The 17,162-nt window shown below is 66.6% G+C and carries 13 protein-coding genes; 6 read left to right on the plus strand and 7 right to left on the minus strand.

Features of this window, described 5'->3' with window-relative positions; translation table 11 throughout:
• Positions 1-4: 4 nt before the first annotated feature.
• The gene (locus NA10_RS18650) at positions 5-1,495 is read right to left on the minus strand and encodes a nucleobase:cation symporter-2 family protein (RefSeq protein ID WP_157556603.1); all 1,491 of its coding nucleotides are present in this window, start codon (positions 1,493-1,495) and stop codon (positions 5-7) included.
• Positions 1,496-1,561: 66 nt separating this feature from the next.
• On the minus strand, positions 1,562-2,968 hold the full coding sequence (locus tag NA10_RS18655) for an amidohydrolase family protein (protein WP_067569686.1): 1,407 nt from the start codon (positions 2,966-2,968) through the stop codon (positions 1,562-1,564).
• A gap of 450 nt (positions 2,969-3,418) precedes the next feature.
• On the opposite strand from NA10_RS18655, the gene NA10_RS18660 reads away from it, so the two are divergent.
• Positions 3,419-4,405 (plus strand): amidohydrolase family protein, encoded by a 987-nt coding sequence (locus tag NA10_RS18660; protein WP_067569689.1) that lies wholly within the window; start codon positions 3,419-3,421, stop codon positions 4,403-4,405.
• 11 nt (positions 4,406-4,416) lie between these two features.
• Here NA10_RS18660 and NA10_RS18665 read toward each other — a convergent pair whose 3' ends face one another.
• Complete coding sequence (locus NA10_RS18665) at positions 4,417-5,199, minus strand: GntR family transcriptional regulator (RefSeq protein WP_169812604.1); 783 nt, start codon at positions 5,197-5,199, stop codon at positions 4,417-4,419.
• Between the two features lie 188 nt (positions 5,200-5,387).
• Between NA10_RS18665 and pucD the strand changes: the two genes are divergently transcribed.
• Entirely contained in the window at positions 5,388-7,769 is a 2,382-nt protein-coding gene (pucD, locus tag NA10_RS18670) for a xanthine dehydrogenase subunit D (protein ID WP_084514903.1), read from the plus strand.
• Here the strand turns inward: pucD and NA10_RS18675 are convergent.
• From NA10_RS18675 to NA10_RS18690, 4 genes are all read right to left on the minus strand, one after another.
• On the minus strand, positions 7,745-9,232 hold the full coding sequence (locus tag NA10_RS18675; protein ID WP_067569693.1) for a PucR family transcriptional regulator: 1,488 nt from the start codon (positions 9,230-9,232) through the stop codon (positions 7,745-7,747). The two genes, pucD and NA10_RS18675, sit on opposite strands and share 25 nt — an antisense overlap.
• A 73-nt stretch (positions 9,233-9,305) precedes the next feature.
• The gene (xdhC, locus tag NA10_RS18680) at positions 9,306-10,217 is read right to left on the minus strand and encodes a xanthine dehydrogenase accessory protein XdhC (protein ID WP_084514905.1); all 912 of its coding nucleotides are present in this window, start codon (positions 10,215-10,217) and stop codon (positions 9,306-9,308) included.
• Position 10,218: 1 nt separating this feature from the next.
• Positions 10,219-12,786: a xanthine dehydrogenase molybdopterin binding subunit gene (gene xdhB / locus NA10_RS18685; RefSeq protein ID WP_084514908.1), complete on the minus strand. Its 2,568-nt coding sequence runs from the start codon at positions 12,784-12,786 to the stop codon at positions 10,219-10,221.
• Positions 12,783-14,219 (minus strand): xanthine dehydrogenase small subunit, encoded by a 1,437-nt coding sequence (locus NA10_RS18690; protein WP_067569695.1) that lies wholly within the window; start codon positions 14,217-14,219, stop codon positions 12,783-12,785. The genes xdhB and NA10_RS18690 overlap by 4 nt, the downstream gene beginning before the upstream one ends.
• A gap of 625 nt (positions 14,220-14,844) precedes the next feature.
• Here NA10_RS18690 and NA10_RS18695 point away from each other — a divergent pair.
• From NA10_RS18695 to NA10_RS18710, 4 genes are read left to right on the plus strand one after another with little or no spacing between them, the layout of a single operon-like run.
• Positions 14,845-15,168 carry a DMT family transporter gene (locus NA10_RS18695; RefSeq protein WP_067569698.1) on the plus strand — a complete coding sequence of 108 codons (324 nt, stop codon included), beginning with the start codon at positions 14,845-14,847 and terminating at the stop codon, positions 15,166-15,168.
• 52 nt (positions 15,169-15,220) lie between these two features.
• Positions 15,221-15,649: a DMT family transporter gene (locus tag NA10_RS18700; protein WP_067569700.1), complete on the plus strand. Its 429-nt coding sequence runs from the start codon at positions 15,221-15,223 to the stop codon at positions 15,647-15,649.
• A gap of 15 nt (positions 15,650-15,664) precedes the next feature.
• Positions 15,665-16,150, plus strand: coding sequence for a nucleoside deaminase (locus tag NA10_RS18705; RefSeq protein ID WP_067569701.1), 486 nt, complete (start codon positions 15,665-15,667; stop codon positions 16,148-16,150).
• Positions 16,147-16,791, plus strand: coding sequence for a DsbA family oxidoreductase (locus NA10_RS18710; RefSeq protein WP_067569703.1), 645 nt, complete (start codon positions 16,147-16,149; stop codon positions 16,789-16,791). The genes NA10_RS18705 and NA10_RS18710 overlap by 4 nt, the downstream gene beginning before the upstream one ends.
• Positions 16,792-17,162 lie beyond the last annotated feature (371 nt).

Genomic DNA, 17,162 nt, shown 5'->3' on the forward strand with positions numbered 1-17,162 from the left:
GTGCTCAGATCGCCGGACGCGGTTGGGCCGGAACGGATCCGTCCACCACGGGCCGAGGGTCGACCGCGGGTGCATCCGCCGCTGTGGCGTCGTGCGCATCGGTGGCGGTGCCCGCACGCGGATCCGTTGCGGTGTCCTCGTGCACCGGATGTTCGGCGTGCTGCGAGTCTTCCCCACCGACCCCGTTGAGCAGAAGATTCAGCAGGAACGCCGCGATACCCCCGGCCGCGATTCCACTCGACAGCACGGTCTGCATGGGCACCGGCAGGTTGCTGTAGAACTCGGGCGCACCCACCGGCATGAGGCCGAAACCGAAGGCGATGGCGACGATCAGATGATTGCGCGGCCGGCTGAAATCCGCTGCGAGCATGAACTTCACACCGATCGCGCCGAGCGTGCCGAACATGACTATCCCGATACCGCCGAGCACCGGTCCCGGCAGCGAGGCCACGACCGCACCGAGCTTGGGCATCAATCCGATGATCACCAGGATCACCCCCGCGCCGGCGACGACATAGCGGCTCATCACCCGGGTGATGCTGACCAATCCGACGTTCCCGCCGAAGGTGACGAAGGTGAATGAGCTGAACACCCCGGCCAGCGCCGTGCCGAGCCCGTCGGCGCGTAGCGCCCGGGCGATATCCCGCGGTCCGAGCTCTCGTCCCACGATCTCCCCGGTGGCGAAGGTATCGCCGGTGGACTCGACCATATTGACCACCTGCACCACCAGCATGGGCAGGATGGCGGCCACCACGAAGACCGGCGCACCGAAGGAAAAGGGATGTGCCAGACCGAAAATCGGCGCGGCGGTGGTGGCCGAGAAATCGGTCAGACCCATCGGCCACGCCGCCAGGGTGCCCACTCCGAGCGCGATGAGAATGGCGAAGCGGCCGATGGCCGGGCGCGCGAGTCGTTCGATCACCACGACGAGTACGACGGTGCCGAGGGCGAGCAGAAGTCGTTTGGGCGCACCGTGATCCGCGGCCGTCATCGGCCCCGCGATCAGTCGCGAGGTCGACGGCAGCAGGGAGAATCCGATGATCGCGATGGTCGTACCGGTCACGATGGGCGGAAAGTAGCGGGCCAGTTTGGCGAACCACGGCGCGACGATCCAGGTGAGCACGCCCACCACGATGGTCGCCCCGAAGACCGCGGGCAGTCCGGCGTTGGTGCCGACGATGATGGCCGGGGTGATGCCGGTGAAGGTGGAGCCCATCACAATGGGCAGCCGCACACCGATATTGAAGATCCCGAGCGTTTGCAGGAGGGTCGCGACGCCGCTGACCAGTACGTTCGCGGTCACCAGGGTGGTGACCTGGGCGGGCGACAGACCCAGGCCCGCGCCGATGACCAGTGGCACGGTGACCATGCCGGAGTAGGCGACGATGACGTGCTGCAGGGCGAGCGGGATCAGGTGCCGGATCGGCGGGACGGTGTCGACGGGATGGCGCGGTGCGGTGGACCGGTGGCGTCTGAGGGTGAAACGGGTATTCATGGGTAACTCCTGGACGAGCGGTGCGACGCGGGGGACGGGCGTCGAAAAAGGCTGGGCCGCAAGCACTCAGCGCGATAGCGGCTGACGCAGCGCTTGCATGCCGGCCCGCGCGACGAGTTGCCGCGCCCGCTCCCGGGCCTCGTCGATGGCCGCGTCCTCATCGATGAGCAGGCAGCGGCCGTGCTGGTAGACGATGCGGCCGCCGACGATGGTGACCTCCACATCCGCACCGCGCGCGGAGTAGACCAGCGAACTCACCGGATTGTGGACCGGCTGGATATGCGGTCGATCGAGGTCGACGACGATGATGTCGGCGAGCTTGCCGGGGGCGAGCACACCGGCGTCGATTCCGGCGTATTTCGCGCCCTCGCGGGTGGCCAGTTCGAGTGCTTCCTCGGCGCGGCAGGCGGTGGGGTCCCCGGTGGCGAGCCGTTGCGCGTAGACCGTGAGTTTCATGGCCTCGAACAGGTCTTGGCGATGTCCGCAGCTGGGGCCGTCACTGCCCAGGGCGACGGTGGCACCGAGTGCGCGCAGATCGCGCAGTCGCAGGGTGCCGGAGGCGAGATAGGCGTTGGAGGAAGGATTGTGGGCGATCTTCGCACCCGCCATCGCGACCTGCTCGATCTCCTCGGCGTCGAGCCAGATGGCGTGTGCGAGCGTCGCGCGCTCGTCCAGCAGTCCGGCCTTGGCCAGCCACTGCACCGGCCGCACCCCGTAGACGTCGAGGTAGCTGGCGGGATCACCGCTGCTCTCACAGCAGTGGGTGTGCCAGTGCGTGTCGAATTCGGTGGCCAGGTCGACGCACGCGCGCACCACCCGCTGGTCCACATAGGCGAGATTGAGTGCGGCGGGCCAGATTTCGACCATCGAACCGCGTGGCCGCTGCTGCATGGCCTCGCGCGTCATGGCCACTTCGCTGGCGGTGTCGTAGCGGAACAACCCCTCGGGCTGCCCGCGCCGGGCCGCGATCTCGGTGCGATCGCCGAGCATGCCGCGCGCCACCGCCCCGCGCAGTCCGGCCTGTTCCATCACCTCTGCGACCGCCATGGTGGTAGTTAGATCGCTTGGCGCGTAGTGGTTTTCGATAATCGTCGTCACGCCCGCGCGCAGTGCCTCCACCACGCCGAGCCGCGCGGCAGCTATCGCGTCGCCCGAGGACATGGTGATCGAGTAGGGCCACATGAACTCACACAGCCACGGCACGATGGACATACCCTCGCCGAGGCCGCGAGCCAGGGCTTGGGCCAGATGGTTGTGCCCGTCGACCAGGCCCGGCAGCACCGCTTTGCCGCGACAGTCGATTACGGAATCGGTGCGCCAGTGGGCGAATTCGGCATCGGGGCCGACCGCGACGATGCGTGATCCGCGGACCGCCACCGTGGCGTGTTCGTGGATGGTGCGGGCGTCGTCGACCGTGATCACGGTCCCGCCGGTCAGTAGTAGGTCGCAATGGGGGGTGGATGAAGGGGTCATAGCCGCCTGTGCCTTCCCTGGCGGCGCGGCTGTACTGAGCCGGGCCGCCTCAATCCGTGGCCTGGGAGTAGTACTCCCACCAGGACGCGGAGTCCTGGCTTGCGCCGAACGGTTTAACCCAAGTCGGGAGGTCACCGGCAATGCCATCCGGTCTCGCTGTACCGGAGGCACATACATGTAAACCGGGCGCGAAGTCATTTGTCAACGACGAATTTTGACCAAGATCACACCTCATCGAGGAGTTGTCGCGCACTGAACTGGTGTTACGTCGCAGCTTCGCGATCACGGATTACATGCAATCCGTTGACGCGCTCCCCATGACTGTGGTCAACTCGTGCTATCGAGCCCGCCGGTCGGGCCAGGCTCGACCACCGTGGGAGGCGGTGGCCCGAAGGTGCGTGTGATTCGCGGCCGGGGAACTTCATCCCGACCTGATCAGGAGAAATCATTGTGATCATCGATACCCACGTACATCCGACCAATCTCGTGGACGAAGCGTGGCGCCACACCGGTGAACCATTCACCGGCGAACGCGTGCTGAAGATGATGGACGGCCCGTTCTGGATCAACGGAAAGCCCCGCCGTGTCGACGTCAGCTGCATTATGCCGCCACCGGGCAATACGGCTTGGCGGGAAGGCAATCGCAGTGGCCGCGAAGGCATTCGCGATTACCAGGCCTACATCACCCGGCTGGTGCAGGAGTATCCGGACCGCTTCATCGGGAACTTCATCTACAACCCGCGATTCGGGCCGGAGAACGGCGCCGCCGAGCTGGCCTTCCATGTGCGCGAGCACGGCTACAAAATGATGAAACTGCACGCGAACATGCATTCCTACCGCCCGGACCGGGCGCTGGACTGGCTGCGCCCGGCCCTGCGGGTCTGCGATGAGCTGGGCGTGACCGTGCTGATTCACACCGGCGACGGCCCGTACTCCATTCCCACGCAGTTCTATCCGATCATTCGCGAGTTCCCCAATGTGAATTTCATTCTGGGGCACTTCGGGATTCAGACCGGCGGCGTCTACTGCTTCGAAGCGTTCTGGATGATCCAGGATTCGAAGAATGTCATCGGCGAATCCGGCTGGCTGCTGCAATCACGCATCGTGGAATTCGCGAAGGAGATGAAGAAGAGCAAGATGGTCTTCGGCACCGATTCGCCGCCCAATGAGCCCGGTATGTGGGCGCGCGAACTCGAGGTGCTGTGCCATGAGCCGCCGCAGGGCCTGAATCTGTCCGAGGACGACCTCGAGGGGTATCTCGGAAACAATATGGCCAAACTGCTCGGGCTGGCCCCGACACCGCCGCCGAAGGATCAGGCGGAGGCGGAGGCGTATCTGCGCGGTGAGGTGCCGCAGGCCTCGGCCGCCAATACCCATGCCGACCACTACAGCGGGTACACCCCGTCGGCGTGGGCGGAGGAGGCCGCGCTCGGCTGACCGTCAGCGCTTCATCCCGGCGACCCGGCACCCTCAGGTGCCGGGTCGCCGGCCGTTGCGGCCACGTCCGCGCCGGTCAGCACGGGCTTGCGCCGGCGTGGTGTGTCCGGCGTCGTCTCATCGCGGAACTTGGCCTGGGAGAGCCGGATTCGCAGCCTGGAGATATGCCGCCGGGCCGCGGCCTCGGCCAGTTCCGGATCGCCGGTCGCCATCGCGGCCACGACCTCCGCGTGCTCGTCCAGGGCCAGCCGGGGGGCGTCGGCATTGCGCCACAGCGAATGCAGGGCGATATGCGAGCGTCCGGCGATCGGCTCCAGGGCCGCGTTCAGATGCGGATTTCCGGCCACCTCGCGCACCAGCCGATGGAACCGCACATCCAATTCGATATGGGTGCCCTGGTCCGCACCGGCGGTCAGCGCGCGCTCATGCTCGGCGACTGTTTCCCGCAGCGCGATCAGCCCCGCGCCGTCCAGACGCTCGGTGGCGAGGCGAGCGGCCAAGCCCTCCAACATCTCCCGCACCACATACAATTCCCGCAGGTCGTCCAGGTCGACCTGACTGACCTGCGCGCCGCGGTGTGGTGCGTGTACCGCCAGCCCTTCGTAGATGAGCCGTTGTACCGCTTCGCGCACCGGGGTGCGGCTCACCTCGAGTTGGCGGGCCAGTTCGGGCACGCTCAATGCCGTTCCCGGGGTGAGTTGATTGCGGAAGATGGCGGTCTTGAGCGCTTCGTAGGTGCTGTCGGTGAGCGACGCGGTGGCGGAAATGGCCGCCAAGCCAGGCGAATCCGTCATGACGGCGGCCTTTCCTCGATGCGGTCGACACATTACATGCAATCATAAGGAACTCAGGTATAGACTGCCCGAAGGGGTCCGGTAGGGATGCACCGCAGGCTGTGGTGGGTGATTTTCACGGGGATGGACCGGAACTCCGTTCGATCCCCCCGGCGTCCAGCGCGCCGCACAGCCCAGGAGTCAGGTCAATGTCCGAAACGATTGGCACCCAAACCATTCCGGCCGCCCCCGGCGGCACACCGACGCTGGTGCGCGAGGCCCGGACCAGCGCCGGGCTCGGCGTCGGAGCCAGCGCGCGGCGGCCGGACGGATTGCTCAAGGTCACCGGTGAATTCGCCTACTCCTCCGATCTGTGGATGGAGGGCATGGTGTGGGCGAGCACCGTGCGCAGCCCGCACGCCTCGGCGCGGATTCTGTCCATCGATACGAGCCGGGCGCTCGCGGTCGAGGGTGTCTGCGCCGTCCTGACCCATGAGGACGTTCCCGGTGCCAAGACCTACGGCATGAAGATCGCCGATCAGCCGGTACTGGCCATCGACCGGGTGCGCTACCAGGGCGAACCGGTGGCGCTGGTGGCCGCGGACCATCCCGAAACCGCCCGGCGGGCAGCCAAATTGGTCATCGTCGAGTACGAGGAGTTGACCCCGCTCACCGATCCCGAACGCGCGTTGGATCCGGACTCGCCCCCGATTCACGACGGATCGAATCTGGTGCGGCATGTGAAGATTCGGCACGGCGATATGGAAAGAGCCCGTGCCGAAGCCGACGTCGTCGTCACCGGCGAATATGAGGTCGGCATGCAGGACCAGGCCTTCCTCGGCCCCGAATCGGGCCTGGCCGTTCCGACCCCCGACGGCGGCGTGGAGCTCTACGTGTCCTCCCAGTGGCTGCACAAGGATCTCGAACAGCTCGCACCCTGTCTGGCCCTGCCGCCGGAGCAGGTGCGCCTGACCATGGCGGGCGTCGGCGGCGCCTTCGGCGGGCGCGAGGACCTCTCGGTGCACGTGCACGCCTGCATGCTGGCCCTGCGCCTCGGCAAACCGGTCAAGATGGCCTATAACCGGTACGAATCCTTCTTCGGCCACGTGCACCGGCATCCGGCGAAGATGTACTACGAGCACGGCGCGACGCGCGAGGGCAAGCTCGTCTACGTGAAGGCGCGCCTGGTGCTCGACGGCGGCGCGTACACCTCGACCTCGCCGGTGGTGATCGCGAACGCCTCCTACTTCGTCGCCGGTGCGTACGAGGTCCCGCACGCCGAGATCGACGGTCTCGCGGTGTACAGCAATAACCCGCCCTGCGGTGCCATGCGCGGTTTCGGTGCGGTGCAGTCGGCGTACGCCTGCGAATCCAATATGGACAAGCTCGCCCGCGCCCTGGGTATGGACCCGCTCGAACTGCGCCTGAAGAATGCCATGGTCACCGGTACGGTGCTGCCCACCGGCCAGCCGGTCGACGGACCCGCGCCGGTGCGGGAATTGCTGGAGTCGCTGCGGGACCGGCCGCTGCCGCCCGCGGAGACCAGTTGGGATGTGCGGCTGCTGCCCGGCGGCGTCGGCAATGTGACCCATGGTGAGGGCATCCGCCGTGGAATCGGCTACGCGGTGGGCGTCAAGGCGATCGGCTACTCCGGCGGTGTCGACGATTACTCGACCGCCCGGGTGACCCTGTCGGTTGCCGCCGGGGAGCCGGTCGCGGCCATCCACACCGCGGCCGCCGAATGCGGTCAGGGCATCACCACTGTCCAATCCCAGATCGCCACCACGGAATTGGGAGTGACCAATGTGATCGTGCTGCCCGCCGACACCCAGATCGGCGATGCCGGTTCCGCCTCGGCCTCCCGCATGACCTGGATGTCCAGCGGTGCCGTGCAGGGGGCGTGCAAGCAGATCGCCGCCGAGGTGATTCGGCGCGCGGCCGCCGCGTCCGATCGCCCCGCGTCCGGACTCATCCTGCGGGACAACGTAATCGCCGACGTGCTGATCGGTGCCACGGTGGCGACCGTCGCGTCCGTGCTCGGCACCGACACCCTGGAGCGGGTATTCGAATACCACCATCGCCCGACCGAGGGGATCGACCCCGAACGCGGCCAGGGCAATGCGCATATCGCCTTCGCCTTCTGCGCGCACCGCGCCGTGGTCGATGTCGATGTCGAACTCGGATTGGTCCGGGTGGTGGAACTGGCCGCGGCGCAGGATGTCGGCAAGGCGATGAACCCGATGGCCGTCGAAGGTCAGATAGAGGGCGGCAGCGCGCAGGGGCTGGGGCTGGCGCTGATGGAGGAGATACTCCTGGATGACCAAGGGCGGCTGCGGAATCCGTCGTTCACCGACTATCTGATCCCCACCATCGCCGATGTGCCGTCGATGCCGATCACGCTGTTCGAGTTCCCGCATCCGGACGCGCCCTACGGTCTCAACGGTGTCGGCGAGCCGCCGACGCTGTCCTCCACCCCGGCCATTCTCAACGCGCTGCGGGATGCGACGGGTTTGGATTTGCCGCGGGTTCCGGTGCGGCCGGACGATATCGCGCTGGGCCGCCCCGCTCAGCTCAGCGACAGCGCCAGATAGAAGTCGACCCGGTCCTCGAAACGGGATAGGTCGCGACCGGTGAGCTCCTCGATACGCGCGATGCGGTAGCGCAGCGTGTTCACGTGGACGTACATCAGATTCGCGCACCTGGCCCAGGACCCCGACTCGTCGAGGAAGGTCCGCAGGGTGAGCACCAGATCGGCGTGATGCTCGCGGTCGTAGGTGAGCAGCGGTTCGAGCAGGCGCGCGCGGAACTTGCGGCCGATCAGCTCGGGGATGCCCGCGAGCAGCATTGTCCTGGTGGCCAATTCGTGCTGACCGACGACACAGCTCACCTCATCGCGCGCCGCCAGTCCGCACGCGTAGCGGGCTTCCTCGACCGCACCGGGTAATCCGGCCGGGCCCACCGCCGCGCTGATCCCGACGCACAGCCGATCCCCGCCCAGCCCGGCCGCCAGTGCGGAGACGGTATCGCGGATATCGGCTTCGACTTCGGCGGCCGGAATCAACGCGATTGCGGTGCCGTCGACCACGCCCGCGACGGGGTGACGGCCGTGCAGAACTTCGACGAGTAGTGCGAGTGTTTCGCGGTCGCCCAAGGGGAGCGCTGTCGCCGCGACCGCGACATAGCTGTCGTGTCCTCGCAGACCGGCCAGCTCCAAGAGTGAAATGAGCTGTGCGGGTTCGTCTTCGGCCACGAGCAGCTGGATGAGCTGCTGGGCGACCCGACCGTCCGCACAGCGGCGCTCATCCTGACCTTTCCGCTCCGATGCGACCAGTGCGGCCAATTCACCGGCCAGTGCCCGTCTTTCGGCGGACCAGTCGCTGAAATCGGCCGCGAACACCAGTGCCCAGTCCACCACGCGAGGAGTGTGCCGGTCGTCGGCGGCCACGATCGAATAGCGGGTCTCACCGTCCCGCAGTATCACCGGGAAGGTGCGCGCCGCGAGGAAGGCGGCCGCCGCACCTTCGGGAGGCGCTTCGGGTCCGGCCACGACGCGTCCGGTCGCGGACATGATCCAGCAGCGAATTCCGAGGTCACGGTGCAGCAGTTCCAGCACCGGTGTCAGCCCGTTGCCCGAGATGTGCCGGCGGTGCCGATCCAGCGTGGCGGTCAGGCCGCCCGCATTGCCGGTGGACAGCTCGCGGTTGAGGTGTTCGACCACGACCGAGAAGCTCACCCGCTCCGGCACGCGCAGCAACGGCACCCCGTGCCGGCGGCACGCTCGCACCACATCATCCGGAATCCCGCCGTACCGGGCCTGGCCCGCCAGCAGGCCCGTGACCCCGGCCCCGGCCAGGGCGCGCACGAAGGCGTCGCTGTCGGAGGGGCCCTGTCGCCAGTGCAATCCGGTGACGACCAGCTCACCGCCGGACAGGTAGCGGCTCGGATCGAGCAGGTCGGTGGTGACCACCCAGCGCACCTCGCGATCGAGGTCCGTATCGCCGGTGACCAGCTCGAACTCCAGGTCCGCCATGGTGAGTACGGATCGCAATCGCATACCTCACGCTAACAGTTCGCTCCGGAATGCATATCCGAACGGGATACGGTGCGGTGGAACATATTTCGAGGTTTCAGTGGTTGGCGGCGGCGGGGCGCGCCATGGCCGCCGCCGACTGCGCCGCGGGCGCCGAACACCGGGGCGACGGCGGCGCGAGTACCGGATCCGCCGTCGGCCGAACGGCATCCGACATACCGCGTAGCAGATCCGCGGCAACGCTGACCGCGATGATCGCCGGTTCCTTGCCGGTGATCTCGGGCAGCCCGATCGGAGTCTTGATGCGGGCCAGCGCTTCCGGGGCGTGTTTGCCCTCGGTGATGAGCCGATGCCGGAATCGGGCCCATTTGGCGGAGGAGCCGATGAGTCCGATGGAGCCGAGCTGATCCAGCCGCAACGCGGCGTCGCAGAGTGCGGCGTCCTCCGCGTGATCGTGGGTCATGATCAGCACGTGCGTCCCGGGCGGCAACTGCGCGAGGACCTCCTCCGGCAGCAGCGGGGTGTGGTGCGCGTGCACCCGCGCCACCGCATCGGACAGCACCCCGAGGCGTTCCGGATCGAGCATCTCGGGCCGGGTGTCGATCAAATGCAGGTCCAGATCATGGCGGGCCAGAATGCGCGCCAACTCCATTCCGACATGGCCGACGCCGAAGATGGCCACCGCCGGCGTCACCGGCAGCGGTTCCAGCAGAATGGTGACCTCGCCGCCGCAGCATTGCACGCCGTGGCGATTGAGCACCTTGTCGTTGAGGGCGAATTCCATCAGTTCGGGCTCCGGATCATCGGTCCGGCACAGCAATTCGCGCGCGCGGTCCACGGCGGCGGCCTCCACATTGCCGCCGCCGATCGAACCCCACGTCTGTGCAGCGCCGACAACGAGTTTCGCGCCGGGGCGGCGCGGGGCGTGACCCCGCACGGTCGCCACGGTGACCAGCACGCCGGGTTCCCGGCGGTCGCGCAATCGCGCGACCGCCGCCACCCAGGTCATCTCAGACACCGGCCCGGCTCGCGTCGGCGGTGAGTTCGCCGTCGCCCTTGCCGTTGGCCTTGGCGGTGAGTTCGCCCTCGGCGGTGCCGGGGGGAATGGGTTCGCCGTTGCCGTTGCCATTGCCGTTGAGTTCGCCGTTGCCGTTGAGTTCGCCGTTGCCGTTGAGTTCGCCGCTGCCGTTGAGTTCGGCGGTCGCGGGCGGTTCAGCGCCGCCCGAGGTCGCGTTGCGGGCCGCTTCGACCGCCCAGTACAGCGCCTCGGGTGTGGCCGGTGCGGCGAGTTCAACGCTCACGCCCGCCGGTCCGAATGCTGCCGCGGCCTGCCGGAGCGCCTCGCGCACCGAGAAGGCCAGCATGAACGGCGGTTCGCCGACCGCCTTGCCGCCGAATACCGCGCCCTCCTCGGTGGCGTTCTCCAGCAACGTCACCTTGAAGACCTCGGGCATCTCGGAGAAGCTGGGCAGCTTGTAGGTGCTGGCCGCCTGCGTCAGCAGCCGTCCCCGCGTGGGACCGGTCGTGGTGTCCCAGCGCGGATCCTCCAGGGTGAGCCAACCCGCGCCCTGCACGAATCCGCCCTCCACCTGGCCGATATCGATGAGCGGGGACAGACTGTCGCCGACATCGTGCACGATGTCGACCCGGCGGATGCGGTACGCGCCGGTGAATCCGTCGACCTCCACCTCGGTGGCCGCCGCGCCGTAGGCGAAGTATTTGAACGGCGAACCGTGCATGGTCGCCGAATCCCAGTGCAGACCCTCGGTGCGATAGAAACCGGTCGCCGACAACTGAACTCGCTGCCAGTACGCGCTGCTCACCAGGTCGTCCCAGTCGATACCGGTCTCGCCCGCGTCGGCACTCTCGCTCGCCGCGTATGGCCGAGCCACACCGCCGACGATCCGCACCTGTGCGGGCTCAACCCCGAATCGCGACGCGGCGACCTCCAACAGGCGCGACCGCAGTTGCTCGCAGGCATCCTTCACCGCCGCGCCATTGAGATCCGCGCCGGAACTGGCGGCCGTCGCGGAGGTGTTGGGCACCTTGTCCGTTCGCGTGGGCGCGAGCCGCACCTTGTGCAGCGGAATGCCGAGCGTGGTCGCGGCCACCTGCAACATTTTGGTGTGCAGACCCTGACCCATCTCGGTGCCGCCGTGATTGATCAGCACCGAGCCGTCCTTGTAGATCAGCACCAGCGCACCGGCCTGATTGAACGCGGTCAGGTTGAACGAGATGCCGAACTTCACACCGGTGAGCGCGAGCCCGCGCTTGGTATGCGGGTGCGCCGCGTTGAACGCCGCGATCTCCCGCAGCCGGTCGCGGATTTCGCCGTTCTCGATCACCTGATCCCAGGTCGCGGCAATGCGTTCGGGATGCCGCACCGGTTGCCCGTACGGGGTCTGCTGTCCGGCGCGATAGAAGTTGCGCCGCCGCAACTCCATGGGATCCAGACCCAGCAGGGGAGCGCAGCGCCCGAGAATGTCCTCCATGACGAGCATGCCCTGCGGACCGCCGAAACCGCGGTAGGCGGTATTGGAAGTCTTATTCGTCTTGGCGATTCGACCGTGGATGCGCGCGTTGGGAATCCAGTAAATATTGTCGATATGGCAGAGCGCGCGGGCCAGCACCGGTTCGGACAGGTCCAGGCTCCAGCCGCCGTCGGCGGTCAGCGTGGCATCGAGCGCGAGCAGGTGTCCGTCGGCATCGAATCCGACTCGCCACTCGGCATGGAAGCCGTGCCGCTTACCGGACATGGTCATATCCTGAGTTCGGTTGAGCCGCACCCGAACCGGGCGTCCGGTCAGCCGCGCGCCCAGCGCCGCGACGGCCGCGAAACCGTGCGGCTGCATCTCCTTGCCGCCGAAACCGCCGCCCATGCGCAGACATTGCACGGTCACCTCGGAACTGCGCAGTCCGAGCACATGCGCCACGATCTCCTGGGTTTCGGACGGATGCTGGGTACTGCTCTGCACGAAGACCTGCCCGGCCTCATCGATATGGGCAAGTGCCGCATGCGTTTCCAGGTAGAAGTGCTCCTGATCGGCGAACTGGAACTCGCCGCTGAACACATGCGCGGCCGCAGCGAATCCGGCGTCGACATCTCCGGTGCGCACCACCGGGCGCGAGCCCTGGAAGCTGTCGGCCGCCACCGCGTCCGCGATGGTGATGAGCGCGGGCAGCGGTTCGAGGTCGACCTCGACGGCCGCCGCGCCGCGCCGCGCCGCCTCCAGCGTCTCGCCGAGCACCCAGCAGACCGCGTGCCCGTAAAAGCAGACCTCGGATTCGGGGAACAGCGGTTCGTCATGTTTGACACCCGCGTCGTTGACGCCGGGCACATCCGCGGCGGTGAGCACACGCACGACGCCCGGGACGGCGAGCGCGGGTTCGGTGCGCAGAGCGGTGATGCGCGCGTGCGCCCGCATGACCTGTACCGGGTACGCGTGCAGCACATCCTTGGTGCGGTACACGAGATCGTCTGTGTAGAGCGCTGTTCCGGTGACGTGCAATGCGGCGGCCTCGTGCGGAATCGCCGCGCCGACGCTCGGATTCTCGGGTCGCTGTGACAGCGTGCTCATGACGGCACCGCCTCGGTGGTTTCGGCGAACAGTTTGCGCAGGCTCTGACCGAGCATCGCCGCGCGGTAGCCGGCGCTGGCGCGATGGTCGTCCTGCGGGGTGCCCTCCGCGCCCAGCACGCGCGCCGCGGCGTCGACGGTCTCCGCGCTCCATGGCCGATCGGTAAGTGCCGCTTCGGTTTCCTCGGCGCGCAGCGGCGTCGCGGCCACTCCGCCGAGTCCGATGCGTGCCTTGCGGATCACGCCGTCATCGATATCAAGCGCGAAAGCGACTGCGACACTGGAGATATCGTCGAACCGCCGCTTGGCGATCTTGTGGAACGCGGTGAGCGGTGACAGCGGGAGCGGCAGGCGAATGCTACGAATCAACTCGTCCGGTCGCCGGACTGTCTGCCGGTAACCGGTGAAGTAATCGGCCAGTGCCACTTCGCGTTCGGCGTCGGCATCGACCAGGACGAGGGTCGCGTCCAAGGCGAGCAGTACCGGCGGGGCATCGCCGATCGGCGAACCGGTGCCCAGGTTGCCGCCGAGTGTGGCGCTGTTGCGGATGAGCCGGGAAGCGAACTGCGGGAACAGCTCCGCGAGCAGCGGCACCCGTCCCGCCAGGCGACGCTCGATCTCGGTGAGCGTGAGGGCAGCTCCGATGTCGATGTGATCGGATTCGACACGCAGACCGCGTAATTCGGGTAGTCGGTCGACCGCGAGCACGTATTCCGCCCGGCGCGCACGGATATTCACCTCTACGCCCCAATCGGTGCAGCCCGCCACGACCGTCGCCTCGGGATGCTCGCGCAGTAGTCGCAACGCCTCGCCCAGGTTCGCCGGTCGCACAAAGGTGTTTCCTTCCTCGCGCAGCACGGTCGGAACGGGTTCCGGCGACGGTTCGGTGCGGCGGTGCGCGAACGGGTCGTCGTCGGCGGGTGTGCCCACGGCGTACGCGGCATCGCGGATGGGCCGGTAACCGGTACAGCGGCACAGGTTTCCGCTCAGCGCGTGCAGGTCGAACCCGTTCGGGCCGTGCTCACCGTGCCCGTCGCAGCTCTCGGTGGAACGATCGGGCCGGTAGTACTCGGCCGCCATACTGCAGATGAATCCCGGAGTGCAGTAACCGCATTGGGATCCGCCGCGCACCGCCATCTCCCGCTGCACCGGATGCGGTGCGGTCGCCGATCCGAGCCCCTCCGCGGTGACGACCTCCTGCCCGTCCAGGGCCGCTGCGGGAATCAGGCAGGCGTTGACCGCGACCCATTCGCTGAGCTCGGTGAGGCCGGGCCGGGCCACCAGCACCGAGCACGCCCCGCATTCCCCCTCCGCGCAGCCTTCCTTCGCCCCGGTGAGACCGCGCCCGCGCAGGAAGTCCAGCAGATTGGTGTGCGGCGTCGCGCCCGCGAGGGAGGTGTCGACGCCGTTGATCGTGATGTGTGCCGCTACCATGTCACGCCGCCCCCGTCGTACCTGGACGTGTGCCTAACTGGAATCGCCATTCTAGGCCGCTTTCTGTTTTCGAGCGCGCAGCCGCGAGGCGACGCGAATCAGGACATTGCGAAAGCGGGTCGTCAGATCCCGTGCGCGACGCGACCGGGCACCCAGGCGGCCCGATGGGCAAGGCGGCGAAGATCGGACCGGGCAACCATCCGCAACCGCCTCCTCTCCACGTACCTCAGCGCAGGGTATGCAGTGAAATTACGTCCCACCGCCGGCTGGGTCAACGCGAACACCCCCGTCCACCACGTGATTTATCCGGGACTACAAAATTCGGCCCGCCAAGGCCGCTCCGACTGGATCTTCGTATGAACAGCCCCGCCGGAGCCGCCGTCCGAGCTGTGGGGGCCACTGCCGCAATGGATCCCGCTCGCAGGTCAGGTGCTCTGTAGCGCTCGCGCACTGGGTAGGGGTTGACAGAAGAATGCATGTTCATGCAACATCTTCTTGTGCGTCAGGGCCTCGATCGGAGCTACCTAGAGTCTAAGAAGATGCACGTACATGCAAACGGTTATCGACGGTACTCGTCGGTGACCGCTGCGAGGAAGATGTCCCCGAACAAGAAAGAAACCCCATCATGCATTGGGTCTATCTCGGAATTGCCACGGTATTCGAAATCGTATTCGCGTTGTGTGCCAACGCGTCGAAGGGATTCACTCGGCTATGGGCAAGCATTCTGACGCTTGTCATCGGTGCGGGCGGCACATTTTTTCTGAGTCTCGCCCTTGTCACGGTCGATGTCGGCGTCGGTTACGCGATCTGGACCGGCCTGGGTTCGGTTGGAATCGTGTTGCTCGCCGCCACGCTGTTCAAGGAACGCCTCGACTGGCGCAAGATGCTCGGTATCGCCATTGTCGTCGTCGGTGTCGTGGGACTGGAGTTGACCGGCGCGGGGTCCTGACCTCTCCGTCATATTCGCGAACTATAAATAACGATCTTTGAGGAACAAGGCTATGACTACACCGTCGACTTATTCCGAGCAGCCTGCTGCTGTTCACGACCAGAACACGCGCGGCTGGCTCACGCTTCTGATTGCGGGGGTTGTCGAAATCGGCTATGCGGTGACGACCGGCGGCAGCAAGGGATTCAGTGATCCGAGTTGGTCGATCGCTGCTGCCGCATTCTTCTTTCTGACCGTATTCACGCTCACTCTCGCACTCAAGAGTATCGATGTCGGAATCGGCTATGCCGTGTGGACCGGAATTGGCTCCTCAGGCGCGGCCGTGGTCAGTTCCATCGTTTTCCATCAGTCACTCACACCGCTGCGAATCCTGTGGCTCGCCGTGATTATCGGTGGAGTCGTGGTGCTCAAATTGGCCTCGAACCCCAAGGCCGCCACGACAGACCAACCGGCCGCTCGATCCGGTTCAGCGGCTGTGTGAAAGGGGCGCGAGCCGATGAACCAATCAGATATCGACCGGATCAGAGCCCACGTCGAGCGGGCCGTGCGGATCAGCCGGGACCATGTCGCCACAGGCGGAATCCCGTTCTCCGGAATCGTTGTGCAGAACGACCGCGTGCTGGGTACGGGCTTCAACCGCGTGCGCGAAGAGGATGATGCCACCGCCCATGCCGAAGTCGTGGCTCTGCGCAACGCCGCGAGCAAGGCCGGGCTGTCCGACGTGGTCGGATCCACCCTGATCGCCTCGGGTGAACCGTGCGCCATGTGCTACATGGTCGCGTTGCACTTCGGGGTCGAGCACATCGTCTTCGCCGCCGACCGCGTCATCGCAGGTACCTACGGGTTCGACTACGGCAGCGGATACCGGCTCTTCGCCGCCGACCCCACCCAATGGCGGCTCCGAGTGACCCATCTTCCGATCGACGGCTCCGAGATCCCGTTTCAGGAGTACCTCGGCGCAAGGAAGGCAAGAATCCGATGACCGAAACCGCAGTGAAGATCCGTGTCTGGTCCGACTACGTCTGCCCGTTCTGCATGCTTGCCGAGGGGCCGCTGGCCGCGGCCACCGAGGGCCTCGACGTCGAGATCGAGTGGAAGCCATACGAGTTGCGCGCGCACCCGCGGCCGACGCTGCGACCGGAGGACGAGTATCTGCCCGCCATCTGGAAACGGTCGGTGTACCCCATGGCCCGCCGCATGGGGGTCGACATCACGCTGCCGACCGTGTCACCTCAGCCGTACACGCGCCTGGCGTTCGAGGGCTACCAATATGCCGCTGACCGCGGCAAAGGCGATGAGTACACACGACGGATGTTTCGCGCGTTCTTTCAGGACAATCTCGATCTGGGCCGGATCGAGGTGCTCGCCGGACTCGCCGCCGAGATAGGCCTGGACGGTGACGAGTTCCGGACAGCCCTCGACCAAGGGGTGTACGCGGATAGACATCAGGATGCCCTGCGCGAGGCCGCGGACCATGGAATCACGGCCGTTCCGACGATTCTCGTCGGTGACCTCCGTATCGAAGGTGTTCCCGATGCCGCACGGCTCCGCAGAGCCATCCTCGACGAACAAGAAAGGCAGGCCGAATCCGTCGGTGGCATGTGCCGTATCGATGGATGCTGACCACGCCGTCGTATGACACGTGAGAAGCATTGCCGCTTGCCGACCATGATTCATCCCGGGGGGCCGACCGTGGTGGCGGCTCCGGTCGCTCCCCGGTCGGCCCCCCGGGCATTTGTACTACGTGCAGATTCGTAGACGATTCGTAGAAACCGATGATCTTGAACCGTTTTGATGGTTGCAGCTGATTGCGGCGAACTCCCGCGTAAGGGTCAGCTGTGCCGTCCAGCCTCTGAGATCACGGCGGATGCGGTTCTGGGGTTCCCCCGCTACTCCGGAGAGCGGACTATCTGGTTCCTGCTGAAACTCGTTGATGGTGACCGGCTTCGAACTCGTCCGGTGATCGCCAGCCCAGCTTCTTCTGGATGCGCAGA

The sequence above is a fragment of the Nocardia acidivorans NBRC 108247 genome (genome assembly GCF_001625085.1).
Lineage (GTDB): Bacteria > Actinomycetota > Actinomycetes > Mycobacteriales > Mycobacteriaceae > Nocardia > Nocardia acidivorans.